Origin of the sequence: Streptomyces sp. NPDC048288 (genome assembly GCF_043201555.1) — a bacterium.
Lineage (GTDB): Bacteria > Actinomycetota > Actinomycetes > Streptomycetales > Streptomycetaceae > Streptomyces.
In genome coordinates this window covers 344,034-363,488 of the sequence record NZ_JBICZD010000003.1, presented here as the reverse complement: position 1 = coordinate 363,488, position 19,455 = coordinate 344,034, and the positions used below count along the sequence as shown (strand labels likewise).

Annotated in this window: 16 protein-coding genes; 9 read left to right on the top strand and 7 right to left on the bottom strand. The window is 70.6% G+C overall.

Translation table 11 applies throughout. From position 1 onward, the window contains the following. Positions 1-133 precede the first annotated feature (133 nt). Positions 134-991 carry a L,D-transpeptidase family protein gene (locus tag ACGFZS_RS12915; protein ID WP_365694870.1) on the bottom strand — a complete coding sequence of 286 codons (858 nt, stop codon included), beginning with the start codon at positions 989-991 and terminating at the stop codon, positions 134-136. Positions 992-1,090: 99 nt separating this feature from the next. Between ACGFZS_RS12915 and ACGFZS_RS12910 the strand changes: the two genes are divergently transcribed. Both ACGFZS_RS12910 and leuE read left to right on the top strand, forming a co-directional pair. Beyond that, on the top strand, positions 1,091-2,671 hold the full coding sequence (locus ACGFZS_RS12910) for a methylmalonyl-CoA mutase (protein ID WP_393795112.1): 1,581 nt from the start codon (positions 1,091-1,093) through the stop codon (positions 2,669-2,671). A gap of 62 nt (positions 2,672-2,733) precedes the next feature. After that, positions 2,734-3,387 carry a leucine efflux protein LeuE gene (gene leuE / locus ACGFZS_RS12905; protein ID WP_365694868.1) on the top strand — a complete coding sequence of 218 codons (654 nt, stop codon included), beginning with the start codon at positions 2,734-2,736 and terminating at the stop codon, positions 3,385-3,387. 9 nt (positions 3,388-3,396) lie between these two features. On the opposite strand, the gene ACGFZS_RS12900 is transcribed toward leuE, so the two are convergent. Continuing rightward, positions 3,397-3,918, bottom strand: a complete 522-nt coding sequence (locus ACGFZS_RS12900) for a PadR family transcriptional regulator (RefSeq protein ID WP_393663748.1) — start codon at positions 3,916-3,918, stop codon at positions 3,397-3,399. A gap of 135 nt (positions 3,919-4,053) precedes the next feature. On the opposite strand from ACGFZS_RS12900, the gene ACGFZS_RS12895 reads away from it, so the two are divergent. Continuing rightward, on the top strand, positions 4,054-4,782 hold the full coding sequence (locus ACGFZS_RS12895) for a TMEM175 family protein (protein WP_393795111.1): 729 nt from the start codon (positions 4,054-4,056) through the stop codon (positions 4,780-4,782). Between the two features lie 26 nt (positions 4,783-4,808). On the opposite strand, the gene ACGFZS_RS12890 is transcribed toward ACGFZS_RS12895, so the two are convergent. Next, positions 4,809-6,197, bottom strand: a complete 1,389-nt coding sequence (locus ACGFZS_RS12890; RefSeq protein ID WP_393795110.1) for an FAD-dependent monooxygenase — start codon at positions 6,195-6,197, stop codon at positions 4,809-4,811. Between the two features lie 71 nt (positions 6,198-6,268). Here ACGFZS_RS12890 and ACGFZS_RS12885 point away from each other — a divergent pair, with 71 nt between their 5' ends. Beyond that, complete coding sequence (locus tag ACGFZS_RS12885; protein WP_393795109.1) at positions 6,269-6,922, top strand: TetR/AcrR family transcriptional regulator C-terminal domain-containing protein; 654 nt, start codon at positions 6,269-6,271, stop codon at positions 6,920-6,922. A gap of 77 nt (positions 6,923-6,999) precedes the next feature. On the opposite strand, the gene ACGFZS_RS12880 is transcribed toward ACGFZS_RS12885, so the two are convergent. After that, positions 7,000-7,908, bottom strand: coding sequence for a class I SAM-dependent methyltransferase (locus tag ACGFZS_RS12880; protein WP_393795108.1), 909 nt, complete (start codon positions 7,906-7,908; stop codon positions 7,000-7,002). A 97-nt stretch (positions 7,909-8,005) separates the two neighbouring features. Further along, on the bottom strand, positions 8,006-9,115 hold the full coding sequence (locus ACGFZS_RS12875; protein ID WP_393795107.1) for an acyltransferase family protein: 1,110 nt from the start codon (positions 9,113-9,115) through the stop codon (positions 8,006-8,008). Between the two features lie 262 nt (positions 9,116-9,377). On the opposite strand from ACGFZS_RS12875, the gene ACGFZS_RS12870 reads away from it, so the two are divergent. Both ACGFZS_RS12870 and ACGFZS_RS12865 read left to right on the top strand, forming a co-directional pair. After that, positions 9,378-10,838, top strand: a complete 1,461-nt coding sequence (locus ACGFZS_RS12870) for a glycosyltransferase family 29 protein (RefSeq protein WP_393795106.1) — start codon at positions 9,378-9,380, stop codon at positions 10,836-10,838. After that, positions 10,835-13,153 (top strand): glycosyltransferase, encoded by a 2,319-nt coding sequence (locus ACGFZS_RS12865; protein ID WP_393795105.1) that lies wholly within the window; start codon positions 10,835-10,837, stop codon positions 13,151-13,153. The genes ACGFZS_RS12870 and ACGFZS_RS12865 overlap by 4 nt, the downstream gene beginning before the upstream one ends. A 163-nt stretch (positions 13,154-13,316) precedes the next feature. On the opposite strand, the gene ACGFZS_RS12860 is transcribed toward ACGFZS_RS12865, so the two are convergent. Both ACGFZS_RS12860 and ACGFZS_RS12855 read right to left on the bottom strand, forming a co-directional pair. Next, entirely contained in the window at positions 13,317-14,651 is a 1,335-nt protein-coding gene (locus tag ACGFZS_RS12860; RefSeq protein WP_393795104.1) for a polysialyltransferase family glycosyltransferase, read from the bottom strand. Beyond that, on the bottom strand, positions 14,648-15,625 hold the full coding sequence (locus tag ACGFZS_RS12855; RefSeq protein ID WP_393663731.1) for a glycosyltransferase family 2 protein: 978 nt from the start codon (positions 15,623-15,625) through the stop codon (positions 14,648-14,650). The genes ACGFZS_RS12860 and ACGFZS_RS12855 overlap by 4 nt, the downstream gene beginning before the upstream one ends. Before the next feature lie 198 nt (positions 15,626-15,823). On the opposite strand from ACGFZS_RS12855, the gene ACGFZS_RS12850 reads away from it, so the two are divergent. The 3 genes from ACGFZS_RS12850 to ACGFZS_RS12840 are packed head-to-tail and all read left to right on the top strand — an operon-like array spanning position 15,824 to position 19,443. Further along, positions 15,824-17,182, top strand: coding sequence for a DUF6716 putative glycosyltransferase (locus tag ACGFZS_RS12850; protein WP_393795103.1), 1,359 nt, complete (start codon positions 15,824-15,826; stop codon positions 17,180-17,182). A gap of 59 nt (positions 17,183-17,241) precedes the next feature. After that, positions 17,242-18,492 carry a cytidylyltransferase domain-containing protein gene (locus ACGFZS_RS12845; RefSeq protein WP_393663727.1) on the top strand — a complete coding sequence of 417 codons (1,251 nt, stop codon included), beginning with the start codon at positions 17,242-17,244 and terminating at the stop codon, positions 18,490-18,492. 15 nt (positions 18,493-18,507) lie between these two features. Next, positions 18,508-19,443 (top strand): N-acetylneuraminate synthase family protein, encoded by a 936-nt coding sequence (locus tag ACGFZS_RS12840; RefSeq protein WP_355715680.1) that lies wholly within the window; start codon positions 18,508-18,510, stop codon positions 19,441-19,443. The last annotated feature ends 12 nt before the right edge of the window (positions 19,444-19,455 follow it).

Here is a 19,455-nt window from a genome sequence, read left to right as displayed (position 1 = left end):
TGTTTGCGCCTTTGGGTCTGGGCCGGGCGCACCGGGGGGGGGTGCCCCCGTGCCGGGGGGCTGGTCTTTGGGGGGGGGGGGGGGGGGCGCCCCGGCCCCCCCCCCCGCCCCACACGTCTCCATCCCCCCCCGCTCACCAGTACACGACGACCTTGTCGCCGTTCCGTACCCGGGCGTACAGATCCGAGATCGCCGCCTCGTCCCGCACGTTGACACAGCCGTGCGAGCCGCCCGCGTAGCCCCGCGCCGCGAAGTCGTACGAGTAGTGCACCGCCTGGCCGCCGCTGAAGAACATCGCGTACGGCATCGAGGAGTGGTACAGCGTCGAGAAGTGGTGCCGTGACTTCCAGTAGACGTGGAACACCCCCTCCCGGGTCGGGGTGAACTGCGTCCCGAACCGCACCGACATCGTCGACACCGTCCGCCCGTCGACCATCCAGCGCAGCGTCCGGCTGGTCTTGCTGATGCACAGCACCCGCCCGGTCAGGCAGCGCCGGTCCGGCGCGGCGGCCGGCTGACCGCCCATCAGGTACAGCTCCCACTTCCCCGGCCGGTGCGTCATCGCGACCAGCCGCCGCCAGGTCACGGCGTCGGTCTCACCCGTCCGCGGCAGCCCGCGCCTGCCCTGGAACCCCTTGACCGCCTGGGCCGTGAGGTCGTCGTAGGTCCCCGTCGGCCCGTCGAACAGCCAGGCGACCTGGCGCAGCCGGGCCTGCAGCTCGCGGACGCCGGTACCGGTGTCGCCGCGGGTGTACACGATGTGCGGCGGGGTGGTCTCGACGGCGGACGGCGTGGGGGCGGGGGTGGGCTTCGCTCCGGCCGTCCGGCCGGGCGGGGAGCTGTGCGGGAGCTCGATGTGGATGGGCGAGTGCCCCTTGGCGTCCCCGTTCGTCGGCTGCGCGGTGCAGCCGACGAGCACGGCGAGGGCGGCGACCGCGACGGCGGGCCGCCCCACGATCCGGGAGGCGTCCGAGAACCCGGTGACCTTCATGCCGAGGATGCTTCCCCGCGTGACCGCCGTCGAACAAGAGGGCATGGTGGGAAGAAGGAGACACACCGGCGTACAGGCGCACCGCGGAGGTCACCCACCATGGCCCGTGAGTCGGAGTCCGGACTGCCCGTCGACCCGGTCTACGGCCCGTCGGCCCTGGCCGGCTGGGACCCGGCGGAGAAACTCGGCGACCCGGGGTCGTACCCCTTCACCCGGGGCGTCTACCCGACGATGTACACCGGCCGCCCCTGGACCATGCGCCAGTACGCGGGGTTCGGTACGGCGGCGGAGTCCAACGCCCGCTACCGGCAGCTGATCGCCCACGGCACCACGGGCCTGTCCGTCGCCTTCGACCTGCCCACCCAGATGGGCTACGACTCGGACGCGCCGATCGCGCACGGCGAGGTCGGCAAGGTGGGCGTGGCGATCGACTCGGTCGAGGACATGCGGGTGCTGTTCGACGGGATCCCGCTGGACCGGGTGTCGACGTCGATGACGATCAACGCCCCGGCGGCCGTGCTCCTGCTGCTGTACCAGCTGGTGGCGGAGGAGCAGGGCGTGCCGGCCGGCGCCCTGACCGGCACGATCCAGAACGACGTGCTGAAGGAGTACATCGCGCGCGGGACGTACATCTACCCGCCCCAGCCGTCGCTGCGGCTCACCGCGGACATCTTCCGCTACTGCCGGACCGGGATCCCGAGGTGGAACACCATCTCCATCTCCGGCTACCACATGGCCGAGGCGGGGGCCTCGCCCGCGCAGGAGATCGCCTTCACCCTCGCCGACGGCATCGCGTACGTGCGGACGGCCGTCGCGTCCGGGATGGACGTGGACGACTTCGCCCCCCGGCTGTCCTTCTTCTTCGTGGCGCGTACGACGCTCCTGGAGGAGGTCGCCAAGTTCCGTGCCGCGCGCCGGATCTGGGCGCGGGTGATGAGGGAGGAGTTCGGGGCCCGGGATCCCCGGTCGATGATGCTGCGCTTCCACACCCAGACGGCGGGGGTCCAGCTGACGGCGCAGCAGCCGGAGGTGAACCTGGTCCGGGTGGCGGTCCAGGGCCTGGCCGCGGTCCTCGGCGGCACCCAGTCGCTGCACACGAACTCCTTCGACGAGGCCATCGCCCTGCCCACGGACAGGAGCGCGCGGCTGGCGCTGCGCACCCAGCAGGTGCTGGCGCACGAGACCGACGTGACGGCGACGGTGGATCCGTTCGCGGGCTCGTACGCGGTCGAGCGGATGACGGACGACGTGGAGGAGGCGGCCGTCGGCCTGATGCGCCGGGTCGAGGACCTGGGCGGCGCGGTGGCGGCGATCGAGCGGGGCTTCCAGAAGGGCGAGATCGAACGGAACGCGTACCGCATCGCGCGGGAGACCGACGCGGGGGAGCGGGTGGTGGTGGGCGTCAACCGGTTCCGGCTGGACGAGGAGGAGCCCTACGAGCCGCTCCGCGTCGACCCGGCCATCGAGGCCCGGCAGGCGGAACGCCTCGCCCGGCTGCGCGCCGGACGGGACCGGCCGGCCGTCGACTCGGCGCTGGCCGCCCTGCGGGAGGCGGCCGGCGGCGACGACAACGTGCTGCCCCCGATGCGGGAGGCGCTGCGGGCCCGGGCGACGGTCGGCGAGGTCTGCGACACGCTCCGGGAGGTGTGGGGCGTGTACGTCCCCACCGACGTCTTCTGACCCGGGACGCCTTCTGACCCGGGCCGGGGGCGTTGTCGTACCCCCGTGCGAGACTTCTTCGCATGTTCGGCGTCATCGATCTCCCCACCTATCTGGCAGGACTCGTCCTGATCGTCCTGCTGCCCGGCCCCAACTCGCTGTACGTGCTGTCCGTCGCCGCCCGCCAGGGCGTCCGGGCCGGTTACACGGCCGCCGCGGGCGTGTGGTGCGGCGACACCGTGCTGATGACACTGTCGGCGGCCGGGGTGGCCTCGCTGCTGCAGGCCAACGCCGTGCTGTTCGGGATCGTGAAGTACGCGGGCGCCGGATATCTGACCTGGCTGGCGATCGGGATGCTGCGGGCGGCCCGGCGCATGTGGCGGTCCCGGAAGGAGCGGGCGGTGGTGGAGGCGGCCCCGGTCGCCGCCGCGGCGGCGGAGCGGCCGTACCGCCGGGCTCTGGTGATCAGCCTCTTCAACCCCAAGGCGATCCTGTTCTTCGTCGCCTTCTTCGTGCAGTTCGTCGACCCCGGGTACGCCTACCCGGCCCTGTCCTTCGTCGTCCTGGGCGCCTTCGCCCAGCTGGCCAGCTTCCTCTACCTCAGCGCCCTGATATTCAGCGGCACCCGGCTGGCCGACGCGTTCCGCCGCCGCAAGCGGATGTCGGCGACGGCCACCTCGGCGGCGGGCGTGCTGTTCCTGGGCTTCGCGGTCAAGCTGACGCTGGCCAGCGCCTGAGCGCGGCGCCTACAGGCGCTCGGTGAGCTGCTCGGCGGCCCAGTCGGCCCACTCCTGCGAGGTCTTGGAGCCGCGCAGCCCGTACTCGAGGATGAGCCAGCCGCAGACCTGGACGGGGTCGCCGACCCATTCGGCGTCGTCGTGGAGGGACTGCAGCGCGGCGAGCCGCTCGCGGTTGGTCTGCGCGAACTTCTCCAGGTAGTCGACGCCCTCCTCGCGGGTGAGGGTCCACAGGAAGAGGACGCGGAGCAGGGCCGCGCTGCGGAACGCGAGGTCGAGGCCGGGCTCGGTGAGCCAGCGGCGCAGTTCCGCGCGCCCCGCCTCGGTGATGCCGTACTCGCGGCGCTGGCGTGCGCCGGTCCCGGTGACCTCGATCAGCCCGCTCTCGCTGAGCTTGGCCAACTCGCCGTAGACCTGGCTCTTCTGCGCGGGCCAGACCATGGCCAGGCCTGTCTCGAACCGCTTGAGCAGGTCGTATCCACTGGCGGGCTGCTCGGCCAGGAGACCGAGAAGGGCGTGGGGCAGGCTCATGGCCTCACCCTACCGTTCCGGAATTCACCGGTCAGTAGTGGACAGAGCAAGATCGACCGGCCATGCTTGGACCGTCCAACATTGGACTCTCGCCTTACGCCGCCCTTTCCGCCGCGCAGAAGGAAGCAACCGACGATGGCCGACACCCGCGCAGAGAACACCGCCGGGACACCCCAGGAGACCGCGACGACCGCGACCGCCGAGGCGGTGGAGAGGGCCGAGGAAGCGGCCGGGGAAGCGGCCGGGGACCGGCCGGCGAGTCCGGAGCGGCTGATCTACTTCTCGGACGCGGTGGTGGCGATCGCGATCACCCTGCTCGCCCTGGAACTGCCGGTCCCCACCGGGGACGTCCACGGCAACGGCGAGGTGCTGCACTTCCTGCGCGAGCATCTGGCGGAGTACGCCGCGTTCCTGGTCAGCTTCTGGGCCATCGCCGTGCACTGGCTGATCCACCAGCGGCTGTTCCGGTACGTCACCGGGCTCTCGGGCGGTGCCATCCGGTGGAACCTGCTGTGGCTGCTCGCGATCGTCGTCACGCCGTTCACCACGAAGCTGCTGACCAGCGAGGCCGACGCGTTCCAGGTCCAGTTCATCGTGTACGCGGCCAACCAGGTCCTCACGGGCCTGTTCTTCCGGCTGGCCTTCACGGACCTGCGCAGGTCGGGGGGCTTGCGCACCTCCGCGTCACCGGAGGCCGTGTCGGACATCATGAGCTGGCTGACCGCGATGATCGTGGCCTTCCTGATCTCGATCCCGGTCGCGCTGGTCACCCACTGGGCGGCCCTGTGCTGGGCGCTGCTCCCGGCGATACGGGCCGGCCTCCGCCTCCTGCGGCGCACGCCCCGGACCGCCGCCGCTGCCTGAGCCCGCACCGCGGTCGCCCTCCCGCCCTACCCCGCGTCCAGGGCTCCGGTGCGCGCCGCGTACGCCCGCAGCCCCTCGGCCGTGTCGCCCGCCCAGCCCACATAGCCGTCCGGGCGGACCAGGAACAGACCCGGGCCGTACGACTCCGGGGCCGGCAGGCCGGGCACCCCGTCGACCGGCGCGGGGGTCAGCAGGGTCCAGTGCGGTCCCCGGAACGCGTCGAACATCCGCACCCCGGCCGCGTTCCGCCCGTCGGGCGCACGGTCCCCGGCCCGCACCGGGCCGGGGTCCCGCCGGGTCTCCTCCGTCAGCGAGGACTCCCGGTAGCCGAGCCCCAGCTGGACCGTCGCCTCGCCCCGCCGCACCTCGCCCCGGTGCACGCCCGTCGAGAGGTCCAGCATGGCGGCGGCGTTGGCCCGGCGCTCCTCCTCGTAGGTGTCGAGGAGCCCCTCCGGGGCCCTTCCGCCGAGCACCGCGCCGAGCTTCCAGCCCAGGTTGTAGGCGTCCTGGACGCTGGTGTTCAGCCCCTGGCCGCCGGCCGGGGAGTGCACATGGGCCGCGTCACCGGCCAGCAGGACCCGGCCCGCCCGGAAGCGGTCGGCCAGGGCGGCACGCGGACGGAAGTCGGAGGCCCAGCGGAGTTCGGTGACATCGGACGCGGCCAGTGGGGCGTACGCCGACACCAGTCGCCGTACGCCCGCCAGGGACAGGTCGGCGTCCGTGCCCTCCGGCAGCTTCGCCGCCAGCTGGAAGTCCTCCGTGCCGGCCAGCGGGCAGAGCGCCACGCCGTAGCCGTCGCCGCCCATGAAGACATGCCAGTGGTCGCGGTCGAGCCCCCGCACCCGCAGATCGGCGACCAGATACGGGCTCGGGTCCACCGACTCCCCGGTCATCCCCACGCCCACCGCGCGCCGGACGGCCGACCGCCCGCCGTCCGCCGCCACGACGTACCGCGCGCGAGCCGTCGTACCGTCGGCGAAGCGGACCGTCACCCCCTCCGCGTCCTGCTCCAGGTCCACCACCGCGCGCCCGAAGGCGACCCGGCCGCCCAGCTCCCGCAGCCGCGCGTACAGGACCTCCTGCGTCCGCCACTGCGCGACCATCAGCGGCTCGGTGTACGGCGCGCCCTCGTCCGCCGCCACCGCGTCGAACATCGGCCCCGCCTTCTGCGGTTCGCCGTCCTTCCAGACCAGCCGCGGCGGATAGGGCCCGCCGGCCGCGCGGATCGCCTCGCGCACCCCGAGGTCGTCGAAGACCTCCTGGGTCCGGGGCTGGATCCCCTTGCCGCGCGACCCCGGGAACAGCCTCTCGCCCGCCTCCACGACCAGCGCGCCCACCCCGCGCCGGGCGAGGTCGATGCCGAGGGTGAGCCCGGTGGGACCCGCGCCCACCACCAGAACATCCAGCGCATCCATCGCATATCTCCTTAACGCTGTTAAGTGCCGTCGCCGACAAGGCTGCCCTTAACGCTGTTAAGCTGTCAAGTGTGAGTACGGAACGACGCGCGCCCCTCGACCGCCGGCGGGTCGCCGACACGGCCCTGCGCCTGCTGAACGAGACCGGCCTCGACGGCCTGACCCTCCGGGCCATCGCCCGGGAACTCGACGTCAAGGCCCCGGCCCTGTACTGGCACTTCAAGGACAAGCAGGCGCTGCTCGACGAGATGGCGACCGAGATGTACCGCCGGATGCTCGCGAGCGCGGCCCACGACCCCGCCGACACCTGGCAGGACCGGCTGCGCACCACGAGCCGCGCCCTGCGCACGGCCCTCCTCGGCTACCGCGACGGCGCCAAGGTCTACAGCGGCTCACGCTTCACGGGCATCGCGCACGCCCCCGCCCAGGAGGCCTACCTGCATGCCATGACCGAGGCCGGCTTCACCCTCGCCCAGGCGGCCCGGGCCGGCATGACGGCCAACGCCTACACCATTGGCTTCGTCACCGAGGAACAGGGCGTCCACCCCCTCCCGGGCGAACGCCGAGAGGGCTACGACCCCGACGAACGCGCCCGCCTCCTCGCCGACTTCCCCCTCTCGGCCGCCGCGGGCCGAGAGATCTTCACCGACTACGACACCCACTTCGAGGAGGGCCTGGAGTTGGTGCTCGCCGGAATCGGCGCACGGTACGAAATCGCCCCGTAAGGGGCGCGGGGAACTGCGCGACCGGCCCCCACACACCCGCACCCGCCCGACCACCCCTCGCGGCACCCCCGCAGGCGCTACCGCACAACCCTCCGCAGCGCCCGCGTCAGCACCGGCGGCAGCAGATCCACCGCCACCCGCCGCACCCGGCTCCGCCCCCGCCCCCGCGCCACCGCCCCCGGCGTCACCACGGGAGCCGGCGCCTCCACCGGAGGTTCCGGCAGATCCGCGTACCGGGACCCCGGAAACCCCACCTCCCGCATCCCCTTCGACTTCAGCCGGATGATCCGGTGCCCCGCCGCCTCCTGCATGCTCAGATGGCAGTCGTCCCGCCCCTGCACCATCTCGATCAACTCCTCCTGCACCGGCCCGGGGTCCCCCCACGTCCCGTACAGCTTCTGCGTACTGAGGCAGACCGGGCTCAGCCCCCGGTTGAGGACCGCCTCCCACGCCGCTATGGAGACGCCGGGCGTGTGCTCGGAGCGGAAGTCGTCGAGGACCACGATCCCGTCGGGCAGCAGCAGATCGTGCGCCGCCCCTATGTCACCGTGCACATGCGCGTACAGGTGCGAGGCGTCGACATGCACGAACCGGCAGGAGCGGGGCGGGACTTCGGCCGGCACCACGGTGCTGGGGCCCTGCAGCACCCGGGGCAGTTCGTCGTGGAAGGCGAGGTAGTTCTCCTCGAAGAGCCGCCGGGTCAGCCGGCCGTACGACTTCGTGGACTCCGCCCGGTTCGCGTCGTCGGGCGCGTCGCCCTCGAAGAGGTCGCAGACCGTGAAGGACTCGCCGGACCGCAGGTGCCGGCCGGTGAAGATCGCGCTCTTGCCCAGGTAGACCCCGACCTCCAGGAGGTCGCCACGCAGGCCGGCGCTCTCCTGCCGGCCGAGGAACCAGTCGAAGAGCACCTGGTCGAGTACGGGGAACCAGCCGGGCACGTCGTCGAGACGGCGGGGCGGGCGGGTCGTTTCCTGGGGGGTGGCCATAGGGGGCGCATGCCCGCCGCACAGCTCCGAAATCGACGGAGAGATGAACGGCGGGCCAAGTCCCCCAAAAGTTAACGAGAAGTGAATTCAGGCTGAATCATGAATTTCGCAATGCCCTTTTCAATCGCGGCCCCACCGGTGTCTCCACGAAACGGTGGATCAGCCGGGCCAGTCCGAGCATTCCGCACACCGTGATCAGAAGGGTGGGCCAGGGGGGTACTCCCCAGCCCCGGTGCAGCACCCGGATCACGAACCATCCGAGGTGTTCGTGCACCAGGTAGAAGGGATACGTCAGCGCCCCGGCCGTGGTCAGCCAGGGCCAGGCCGCCCACCTGGTCCAGCCCGCCGCGACCGCCGCCACCGCGGCGAACGCGAGCGTGACGACCAGCATCACGACGTGCGGGTCGCGGGGCGATCCGGCCTGCCACAGCCCCTCCGTGGCCATGCGCAGCCCGAGGATCCAGGAGAGCGCCACGATGCCCCAGGGCAGCAGCCGGTTCCCGAACCGGTGGACGAGGTAGAGGGCCAGGCCGCCGACGAAGTATGGGGCGTAATGGGGCATGACGACCAGCTCGGTCCAGGGGCCGCCGGCCGAGGTGCTCAGCACGGCGGCCAGGGTCCACACCGAGCAGAACAGCACCACCCGGCGGTAGGTGACCCCGGGCAGGACGACGAGCAGCGCGAACAGGGCGTAGAAGCGCACCTCGACCCAGAGGGTCCAGCAGACGCCGAGGACGCGGGGCGCGCCCAACGGCTGTTGCAGCATGGTGAGGTTGACCAGGAACTCGTCGGTCCGGACCGCGTGCACGACGGCCGGCAGCACCAGGGACGCGCCGGTGACCAGCGCCACGGCGACCCAGTAGGCGGGGTAGAGGCGGGCGACGCGGGAGCGGAAGAAGTCGCCGAGGGGGCGGCCCCAGCTGCTCATGCAGATCACGAAGCCGCTGATGACGAAGAAGAACTCGACGCCGAGACAGCCGTAGACGGCCGCCCCGGACAGGGTCGGGAAGACGTGGGCGGGGTTCTGGTGCCAGGACGCGGAGACCACTCCGCCGCGTCCCGCGTAGTGGTAGAGGCAGACCATCAGGGCGGCGACGAGCCGCAGTCCGTCGAGGGCGAGAAGTCGGGTGCGGGGGTGTCCGGGTGGGGCCGGGACGACCGGGATCTGCGCAGGCGGGGGCGCCAGTGTGGGGGTCGCGAGAGACATGGTCCGGGATGCCTACCCGGGGCCGGGCGGCTAATCATCCGATCTGTTTCCGAAGTCCCCGGGACGTGGGAAGTCCCATACCGTCACCTGGGGGAATCATAGAAAGTGTGCGGTGAACCTGCTAACCATTCTCTTACCCGTAGGGGTTCGTTAACCATATAGTCGTTTTGGCTTCCTAGTTTCTCCATCCATCCCCCCGATGCGGGTCACCCCACCACACACAGCGGTTGCACAAGCTTTGCTTGGCAAAATCAGGAGAGTTATGACGAGGGTCCAGAACAGGCGGGCACCTGCGCGCGGAGGGGAGCTGGACGACTGCCTGCACGCCTGCGCTGTGCACAGCGGCAAAGTGGTCGGCAGCCTCGACCGCCGTCGCGCGGAACTCGCGGAGCAGCTGCGCAAGCTGCTGGTGGTCGTCGCCACGGAAGGCACCACCACTCCCGCGCCCGCCCCGGCCGGCGGTGCGACGGCGCTTCTGAAGCGCGCCGTCAAGGGCGCGGCCAGCCCCTCCGGCGGTATCAACAACGACCTGCTGGACGCTCTGCTCGCGGTTGCCAACAAGGCGCTGGAGTGCGGTTACAACGACGAGCTGAACCTCGCCCTGGTGATCAGCGACACGGTTCTCGCCCAGCGCAAGAACTCCCGCGCCGGCTGGCGGCTGCGCGCCCGCATCCTGGAGGGGCTCGGCGAGGAGCGCGAGGCCATCGAGGCCTACGAGCGCTACCTGGAGCTCACCAAGGACGACGGCTTCGGCGTCGCCAACCGGATATCCGGCCTGCGCCGCGCCGGCGAACGCGAAAGCGAACTCCTCGACCTCCTCAAGCGCCAGGTCCCGGCCGCCGTGGACCACGTCCGCGCGCCCTCCACCGCCACCTGGGCCGAGGGCCTCGCCCTGCAGGCCGTCGGCGACTGGCAGGCCGCCGAGCCCCGCCTGGTCGGCGCGCTGCTCGCCCTCGCCGAGGACGAGGCGCCGGTGAACGACCGGCAGGAGCTGCTCAGCCAGTACCTCGACCTGCGCCTCGCCGAGGGCAACGACGCCGGCATCACCGAGGCCGTCGCGCTCTACGCCGAGCAGCGCCGCATCCGGATGCGCGGCCCGGTCGGCAACCCGACCGTCGACGGCGTGCAGTGGATCAGCCTCGGCGAGTTCCGCAACCAGATCGCCGGCAAGTCGGTCTGCCTGATCGCCAACTCGGGCCGGGTCGGCGCGAGCGGCATGGGCAGGGAGATCGACAACTACGACCTGGTCGTGCGCTTCAACTCGTACAAGATCGACCCGAAGAACACCGGTGAGCGCACCGACATCCACGTCAGCATCCACAAGCACGCGTTCAACTGGGAGAAGCCGGTGACCACCCGGCTGATCTTCGGTGGTGTCTCGGGCGACTGGAAGCACTCGCTGCGCAACAAGCTGGTCCCCGGCGCGCAGAAGTACCTCGGTGACGAGTCGCTGCGCTGGCCGATGCGGAACATCGGGCAGATCGGCGCCGACGCCTGGTCGGGCATCCCGACCTCCGGCTTCAACATGCTCTGGCTGCTGGACTTCCTGGACGTCAGCCCGACCCTGGACCTGATCGGCTTCGACTTCTACGAGAGCGGCGCGTACCGCGTGCAGGAGGCCATGAAGCTCGCCATCACCTCCGTGCACGAATACACCAGCGAGAAGGACTGGGTCATGCAGCGGGCCCAGAGCGTGACGGACATGAGGATCTCCCTGCGATGACGACCACCTTCACCTCGGCGGTACCGAACACCGACGCGACCGCCCTCACCAAGAAGCGCCGGGTCGCCTTCGCGTCCTACGTGGACGAGAACTACCTGCCCGGCTTCCTGGTCCTGCTGCGCAGCCTCGCCCTGTCCAACCCGGGCGTCTGCGAGGACTTCGTCGTGCTCTACGACGACCTGCGCCCGGCCTCCATCGCGAAGATCCGCGCCCTGCACCCGCGCATCGTGCTCCAGCGGGTCAACGACACGCACTACGACTCGTACGTCAAGGGCGACCAGGACAACTACCTGGTCCGCAAGGCGTACTTCATCCTCGACATCTTCCGGCTGCGGGACTACGACACGGTCATCACCCTGGACACCGACATGGTCGTCCTCGGCGGTCTCGGCGAGCTCCTGGAGCTGCGCGAGGGCCTCGCGGCCGTCCCGCAGTTCTTCTACGGCCAGCACAAGCTGAACTCCGGTCTTCTGGTGATCCAGAAGGAGTACCTGTCCGACGAGTTCTGCGCGAAGATCGACAAGACCGGCCGCAGCGGCGACTACGAGCTGGACAAGCACGACCAGGGCATCCTGAACGCCGTCCTGGACGGCGACTTCGTCCGCCTCGACGCCAAGTACAACTTCGTCAAGCGGCGGCTCTCCGGCGACCTCCCGGTCCCCGAGGAGACGAAGATCCTGCACTTCACCGGTCGCCACAAGCCCTGGCAGGGCGGCGAGTCCGGCTACGCGCAGGCCGAGGACCGCTGGCGCGAGTTCGAGATGACCGACGCCGAGTTCCACGCGGCCTACTTCGCCTCCTCCGGCGGCCTCCACCACGACCTGGTCGTCCACTACGGCACCCCGCACGTCAAGCGCACCGGTGACGTCGAGATCGCCCGCAAGGTGGCCGCCGCGCACATCTCCGCCGGCGACTACCAGGACGCCGTGGACGTCATGAGCAGCGTCCACATCCCGCTGGACGAGGCCTGGCCGCACGAGGTCCTCGGGCACGCCCTGATGAGCGTCTCCCGCTACGACGAGGCCAAGACCCAGCTGCTGCTCGCCAGCGCCGCCCCCAACCGGGCCGCCACCGCCTTCTCCCGGCTCGCCCAGATCGCCTGGGTGCACGGCGACAACACCGAGGCCCTGAAGTACGCCACGGCCGGCCTCACCGTCGACCCCACGCACCGCTCCAGCCGCCTGTGGGCCCAGCGCGCGGCCGCCGTCCCCTCCCAGGAGCAGGGCAGCGCCGAGGACCAGCTGGCGCACGTCGCGTTCTACATGGACCGGCAGGGCAACGCGGGCGACAAGCTGCTCCCGGAGACCGTCCGCCTCGGCTTCGGCCCGGACACCACCTCCCGGCGCTGGCACTCCGTGCACGCCCACCGCTACTTCGACCAGGCCGCCCTGGAGCGCGTCAACGCCCGCCGGGGTCTGGTCATCGGCGGCGGCGGCCTGTTCATCCCGGACACCATGCCCAACGGCAACAGCGCCTGGCAGTGGAACGTCCCGGACGAGCACCTGCGCGCCATCGACGTCCCGATCATGATCTACGCCGTCGGCTTCAACGCCTTCGACGGCCAGTCCTACCGGGCCCAGCGGTTCAACCAGAGCCTGCGCCTGCTGGTCGAGAAGTCCTCCTTCTTCGGCCTGCGCAACCACGGTTCCATCGCCAAGGTCCGCGGCATGCTCCCGCCGGGGCTCCAGGACAAGGTCGTCTTCCAGCCCTGCCCCACCACGGTCATGCGCCAGCTGGTGGCCGGCTGGACCGACCCGCTGTACCGCGAGGACACGGTCATGCTCAACGCGGCCTACGACCGCGCGGGGCTGCGCTTCGGCCACGACTACGGCCACTTCCTCGCCGAGATGGCCAAGGCCGTCCGCAAGATCGGCGAGCACACCGAGGTCAAGTGCGTGGCGCACTCCCTCGACGACGAGAAGATCGCCTTCGACCTGCGCCGCGAGCACGGCATCTCGCTCCCGGTCATCCCGATGTACGACTTCTCCAACGACGAGATCCGCGAGACGTACGCCAAGACCCGCTTGGTCATCGGCATGCGCGGACACGCCGGCATGATCCCGTTCGGTGTCGGCACGCCGATCATCTCGCTCATCTCGCACCCCAAGATGGCGTACTTCCTCAACGACATCGAGCGGCCCGAGTGGGGCGTCTCGGTCCACGAGAAGAACCTCGGCGACATCCTCACCGAGCGCGCCATCGGCATCCTCGACAACCACAGCCGCACGGTCGCCGACGTCCACGACCGCCAGGAACAGCTCTGGAAGGTCACCGAGGACAACCGCGCCACGATCAGGAAGATCCTGGGCCGCTGACGCCGAAGGGGCGGGCCCGGAAGATCCGGACCCGCCCCTTTCGAGAAGCGGTTCGACAGCGCGCCCCGAAGGGGCGCGGGGCTGTATTGGATATGCGGCTACCGCCGCGTGGGCGCGACCAGCCCCCACGGCGCCGCAGCCGAACAACGACAAGCCGCGGAACTTACCGCCGCACGACCCGCCGCAGGTTCCGCGCCTTACGCGCCATCCGCCGCACCGTCGCGTTCCGCAACGGGAACGACAACTGCGACGGCACCCCACCCGGCAGCCCCAGCGAGGTAAGCCGCTTCCGCTTGAAGTACCGGATGGTCGTGTCGTTCAGATGCTTCGTCAGATACCGCTCGGTCTCCGCCCGCAACTGCGGATGGATCCTCGGCTGCATCGCAAACCCCACCGCCCGGATCAGCTCACCGAGCGCCTCGACGCTCATCCGCGGCCGCTGCTCCTTGACCGCCTTGCGGTCCGTGAGCTCGGGGATCAGCGCGTCGACGACGGTGACCGGCACCCGGTTGCTGTTCTCGTAGGGCGTCAGCTTGTCCAGCAGAGTGTCGGTGCCGACACAGGCGGTCGGCAGCCCGTACAGCGCGGACGCGGTGAGCAGCGCGGTGGAGAAGCAGCCGACGACCAGGGCGGGACGCATCCGCTGGTAGAGCACCTCGGCCAGGACGGTGGTGTCCAGGACGGTGAGGTCGACCTTGAGCTTCTCGGCCTCCTGCTCCAGCGTCCGGGCGAACCGGGCCGGGGCGGAGGGGTGCGGCTTGAACACGACCTTGGTGTGGCCGAGTTCGACGGCGCCCTTGAGCATCCGTACGTGCAGGTGCTCCTCCTGCTCGGCGGAGAGGATGCCGAGCGCGGAGAGGTACTGGCCGAGCAGCAGGGCCGGTTCGTCGATCTCGGGCAGCTCGTCGCCGCTGGGCGCGAGCTCCGCGAGCACCTTGGTGAACGCGGCGGTCGGTACGACCTCGCCGTCGACGCCGAACTCGGTGAGCAGCATGGGCTTGAGGCCCGGCACCAGGTCGAGGTGGAGGACCCGGTCGACGCGGGTGCCGACCAGCGGGTCGATCTTGTTGCGGGTCGGGCCGTAGCTCATCAGGCCGTCGGCGTAGACCGTGACCGGGGCGCCGGTGAACATCTGGGTGAGGCTCTGCGAAGGGTTGACCTGGATCGACTCGACGGCGAACTCGATGTCGTCGTCGCCCAGCTGCCACTCGTGGCGCAGGAAGCGTTCCCACAGCGGGAAGTCCTCCGGCCGGGGGGCCCAGCCGCCGGGGTGGAACGGGAAGATCGTCTCGTTGTACGAGATCACGTCGTCGAAGCGGTCGCGCAGTCGCTCGAAGCCGGGCGCCTCGTCCAGGCCCGGGGTGGTCTCGGGGGTCGCCGCGTTGTTGCAGACCAGCAGGATGCGCCGGTCGGCCGGGCGGAAGGCGCCGGAGTCCAGGGCGGCGGCGAGGGTGGCCGTGCCGTAGAGCGTGGACGCCTGGAAGATCTGGGTGGTCACGCGGCGGCTCCCGCGGGGGCGGGACGGCGGCGCAGCCGGCGCAGCTTGGTGGCGCGCTGGAGGTCCATGGAGTCCAGCGCGTCGTCCAGCACGTCCTGCGGCATGCGCCGCAGTGCCGCGGCACTCATTGATTTCAGCTTCTTCGCCACCGCGGGCTCGAACCTTTCGATGGATCCCAGGTGATGGGAAATGATGGCGCAATACGTGCGGACGGCCTTCGGCAGGAGCTCCTTCGCGTCCGCGTCCTGTGCGGTTTCCTCGATCACCTGGTCGAACGCGCGAATGAAATCGAGCTGACGGACATCCCCGATCTGCGTGAGTGACGAGGCTACGCCACGCCGATAGAAGACGCCGAGCAGGTTCACCGCCGCGAAGGAACCGGCCTCCCGGTGCAGCTTCCAGATCCACGGCCGGTCCTCGGCCGTCCGAAGGCCGTCCGTGAAATGCACGAGGCCCTTGTCCACCAGACGGCGGTGATAGACCCCCGCCCACGCGTAGGCGTAGTCGACGGAGGTGGTCCGGTCGGTCGGCAGGATCGCGTCCCGCGGGTTGAGCACGACACCCCGGCGGCCGACCGGCACCCGGTGCACGGTGCGGGCCCGGGCGGTGCACTGCACATGGTCGGTGCGCACGAAGTCGCAGCCCAGCGACTCGATGGCACCCACCAGCTGGGGGTAGTAACCCGGCGCGAGCCAGTCGTCGCCGTCGAGGAAGGTGACGTACTCACCGCGCGCTTTGTCGATGCCGGTGTTGCGCGCGGTGGCCAGCCCTCCGTTCTTCTCGTGTCTGACATGGACGGCGCCAGGGAGCTCGCGCTCGGCTCGCGCGAGAATCTCTGGTGTCCCGTCGGTCGAGCAGTCGTCGACGAGAATGAATTCGAAGTCCTCACGCGCGTTCGCGCGCAGGCTCCTCAGGGTGTCGGGCGCGTATTGCTGCACGTTGTAGAACGGCACGATGACGGAGAGCTTGACCACGTGGGGGACGTTAGAGGAGCCTCCGTCGCGAGTCTTGACCGGCGCCTTGATACCAGGTGAACGACATGTGGCGAAGTCATGAACCAGGACTTTTTGATTGGTAATCCTGGGCTGATTCGCCGTCCGGAGATGTGTTGTTAACCTTTTGTTGGATTCGGGTTGGGGAGATCCTCGGAATGGCTTCCTAGCGTCTGAGACGTGCCAGCAAGTGCAACGAAGTCTCTGCGGGTGGCCGTCCTGGCGGATTCCGACACTCGGTGGAAGTGGGGGGCGCTCACCGCGAAGCGCCTGATTCCCAACGAAAGCGACAGATCGGACATTCGGCTCGACGGTTTCCTCCTGCGGGGCCGTGCCACCCCCACCGCCCGTCAGCTCCAGGAGGTCGGCGTCCACGCGGACTCGCTCCGCGAGGTGACCGCCGTCGAGTTCCTGCGTGCCATGGAAGCCGGGCCCTCGGGCACGGAAGCCGCCCCCGACGGCGCGGAGTCGTACGACATCCTCGTGCTCTCCCTCGTCGGCGGCGGGGTCCAGGCCATGCTGCACGGGCTGCGCAGCGCCTTCGCCGGCCGGGAGAAGCGGCCCGTCGTCGTCACCGGCTATGTCGGCGTCGTCTACGAGAAGCTCGCCGACGGCCTGCTGCTGCGGCACGGCGCGGACCTGGTCCTCGCCAACTCCCGCCAGGACGCGGACCGATTCCGCGAGGTGTACGACGGGGTCGGCGCCGACTCCTCGGCGGTCACCGAGGTCGCGCTGCCCTTCCTCGGCGGGGCGCCGTACGAAGGTGAACACGACCCGTACACCGTGGTGTTCGCGGCCCAGCCCTCGGTGCCGGAGAGCCGCAAGGACCGTACGTACCTGCTCGACCGGCTGATCCGGCACGCCCGGCAGCACCCCGAGCGCGAGGTGCTGCTCAAGCTGCGCTCCAAGCCCGGCGAGCACACCACCCACATCGAGGAACTGCCGTACCAGAAGCTGGTCCAGGGCAAGGACGTGCCCGCCAACTTCCAGCTCGTGTACGGGCACATGGGCGAGGTCCTCGACCGCACCGACCTCCTGGTCACCATGAGCTCGACGGCCGCCCTGGAGTCGCTGCACCGGCGGATCCCGACCGTGGTCCTCACCGACCTCGGCATCCGCGAGGGACTCGGCAACCACCACTTCGTCGGCTCCGGCTGCCTCGCCTCCTGGGACCAGCTCGACGCCGGACACCGCCCGGTGCCCGACGCCGAGTGGGTCTCACGGCAGGGCGTCGCCGCCGACGGCACGTACGCCACCGCGTTCGACGCGGGCCGCGAGCGGATCGCGAAGCTGCTCGCCCGGCCCGGCGGGCTGCCGCCCCTGAACCCGTACTACACACCCGAGACCGCGTCCGGCTATCTGCCCGGCATCCTGGCCCGCCACCACCTCGGCCCCGACGGCGTCCCGCTCCCCGGTGCGCCCGCCGCCGACAAGGCCCCGGGACCCGTCCGCCAGATCGTGCGCCGGGCCGCGCGCGGCGCCTACCGCCACGGCGTCCAGCGGGTGGCCCCCGTGATCCGACGAATGGGAGAGCTGTGAGCGACCGGATCCCGAACCAGGCGTCCTCGGCGCCTGACGGACCTGAAGGAACAGAGCCGATGTCCCACCCCGAAGGGGCCGTACTGCCCCGCGTCCTCGCCGTGATCCCCGCCCGGGGCGGCTCCAAGGGCGTCCCCGCGAAGAACCTCGCCCCGGTCGGCGGCGTCCCGCTGGTCGCCCGCGCGGTCCGCGAGTGCGTCGCCTCCCGGCTGGTCACCGACGTGGTCGTCTCCACCGACGACCAGGCGATCGCCGCCGCCGCCCGCTCGGCCGGCGCCGAGGTCGTGCTGCGCCCCGCCGCCATCGCCGGTGACACCGCCACCTCCGAGGCCGCCGTCCTGCACGCCATGGACGCCCACGAGGCGCTGCACGGCGCCACCGTCGACGTCGTCCTGCTCGTGCAGTGCACCAGCCCGTTCATCGTCCGCGAGGACGTCGACGGGGTGGTCGGCGCGATCGTCGAGAACGGCGCCGACACGGCCCTGACCGTCGCCCCCTTCCACGGCTTCGTCTGGCGCGACGAGGTGCACGCCCCGGTGCCGGCCGGCGCCGACGAGGCGTCCGCCAGCGGCGGCTTCGGCGTCAACCACGACAAGTCGTTCCGGCCGCGCCGGCAGGACCGCCCCCAGGACTTCCTGGAGACCGGCGCCGCCTACGCGATGCGCGCCGACGGCTTCCGCGAGCACCAGCACCGCTTCTTCGGCCACACCGAACTGGTGCGGACCGACCCCGCGCGCGTCCTGGAGATCGACGACCACCACGAGCTCGCGCGCGCCCGCGCCCTGGCCCCGCTCTTCGACGCGGACCGCCCCGGCGCCCTCCCGACCGCCGACGACGTCGACGCGGTCGTACTGGACTTCGACGGCACCCAGACCGACGACCGGGTGCTGATCGATGCCGATGGAAAGGAGTTCGTCTCCGTGCACCGCGGCGACGGACTCGGCATCGCCGCCCTGCGCAAGAGCGGGCTGAAGATGCTGATCCTCTCCACGGAGCAGAACCCGGTCGTCGCCGCCCGGGCCCGGAAGCTACAGATTCCGGTCCTGCACGGCATCGACCGCAAGGACCTCGCACTCAAGCAGTGGTGCGAGGAGCAGGGCATCGCTCCCGAGCGCGTGCTCTACGTCGGAAACGACGTCAATGACCTCCCGTGCTTCGCCGTAGCCGGCTGGCCCGTGGCGGTCGCGAGCGCCCACGACGTCGTACGCGGCGCCGCACGCGCGGTCACCACCCTCCCCGGTGGTGACGGCGCGATCCGAGAGATCGCCAGCTGGATCCTCGGCCCCTCTCTCGATTCCCTCCCGAAGTAAGGACACCCCACAGTCATGAGCAACTCCCGTCTGCGCCAGTTCGGTTCCCGTGAGGTCGGCCCCGGCAAGCCCGTCTACATCTGCGGCGAGATCGGCATCAACCACAACGGTGAGCTGGAGAACGCCTTCAAGCTGATCGACGTCGCCGCCGAGGCCGGCTGCGACGCCGTCAAGTTCCAGAAGCGCACCCCGGAGATCTGCACCCCGCGCGACCAGTGGGACATCGAGCGCGACACCCCCTGGGGCCGCATGACCTACATCGACTACCGCCACCGCGTGGAGTTCGGTGAGGACGAGTACCGCCAGATCGACGAGTACTGCAAGAGCAAGAACATCGCCTGGTTCGCCTCCCCGTGGGACACCGAGGCCGTCGCCTTCCTGGAGAAGTTCGACGTCCCCGCCCACAAGGTCGCCTCCGCCTCCCTCACGGACGACGAGCTGCTCAAGGCGCTGCGCGCCACCGGCCGCGCGGTCATCCTCTCCACGGGCATGTCGACCCCGAAGCAGATCCGCCACGCGGTCGAGGTCCTCGGCTCGGACAACATCCTCATGTGCCACGCCACCTCCACCTACCCGGCGAAGGCCGACGAGCTGAACCTCCGCGTGATCAACACGCTGGAGAAGGAGTACCCGAACGTGCCGATCGGCTACTCCGGCCACGAGACGGGTCTGCAGACCACCCTCGCCGCGGTCGCGCTCGGCGCCACCTTCGTCGAGCGTCACATCACCCTCGACCGCGCCATGTGGGGCTCCGACCAGGCCGCCTCGGTCGAGCCGCAGGGCCTGACCCGCCTGGTCCGCGACATCCGCATCATCTCCGAGTCCCTCGGCGACGGCGTCAAGAAGGTCTACGACTCCGAGCTCGGCCCGATGAAGAAGCTGCGCCGCGTCACCGGCGTCGTCGCCGAGGCGGAGATCGCCGCGGCCGCCGGCGAGCCGGTCCAGGTCTGACCCACTTGTTAC

Excerpts from the sequence above, each read along its gene's own strand:
- ACGFZS_RS12880 (WP_393795108.1), bottom strand. The coding sequence starts at position 7,908 with ATGGCCACCCCCCAGGAAACGACCCGCCCGCCCCGCCGTCTCGACGAC.
- ACGFZS_RS12890 (WP_393795110.1), bottom strand. The coding sequence starts at position 6,197 with ATGGATGCGCTGGATGTTCTGGTGGTGGGCGCGGGTCCCACCGGGCTC.
- ACGFZS_RS12915 (WP_365694870.1), bottom strand. The coding sequence starts at position 991 with ATGAAGGTCACCGGGTTCTCGGACGCCTCCCGGATCGTGGGGCGGCCC.
- ACGFZS_RS12840 (WP_355715680.1), top strand. The coding sequence starts at position 18,508 with ATGAGCAACTCCCGTCTGCGCCAGTTCGGTTCCCGTGAGGTCGGCCCC.
- leuE (WP_365694868.1), top strand. The coding sequence starts at position 2,734 with ATGTTCGGCGTCATCGATCTCCCCACCTATCTGGCAGGACTCGTCCTG.
- ACGFZS_RS12875 (WP_393795107.1), bottom strand. The coding sequence starts at position 9,115 with ATGTCTCTCGCGACCCCCACACTGGCGCCCCCGCCTGCGCAGATCCCG.
- ACGFZS_RS12845 (WP_393663727.1), top strand. The coding sequence starts at position 17,242 with ATGTCCCACCCCGAAGGGGCCGTACTGCCCCGCGTCCTCGCCGTGATC.
- ACGFZS_RS12910 (WP_393795112.1), top strand. The coding sequence starts at position 1,091 with ATGGCCCGTGAGTCGGAGTCCGGACTGCCCGTCGACCCGGTCTACGGC.
- ACGFZS_RS12895 (WP_393795111.1), top strand. The coding sequence starts at position 4,054 with ATGGCCGACACCCGCGCAGAGAACACCGCCGGGACACCCCAGGAGACC.
- ACGFZS_RS12870 (WP_393795106.1), top strand. The coding sequence starts at position 9,378 with ATGACGAGGGTCCAGAACAGGCGGGCACCTGCGCGCGGAGGGGAGCTG.
- ACGFZS_RS12900 (WP_393663748.1), bottom strand. The coding sequence starts at position 3,918 with ATGAGCCTGCCCCACGCCCTTCTCGGTCTCCTGGCCGAGCAGCCCGCC.
- ACGFZS_RS12865 (WP_393795105.1), top strand. The coding sequence starts at position 10,835 with ATGACGACCACCTTCACCTCGGCGGTACCGAACACCGACGCGACCGCC.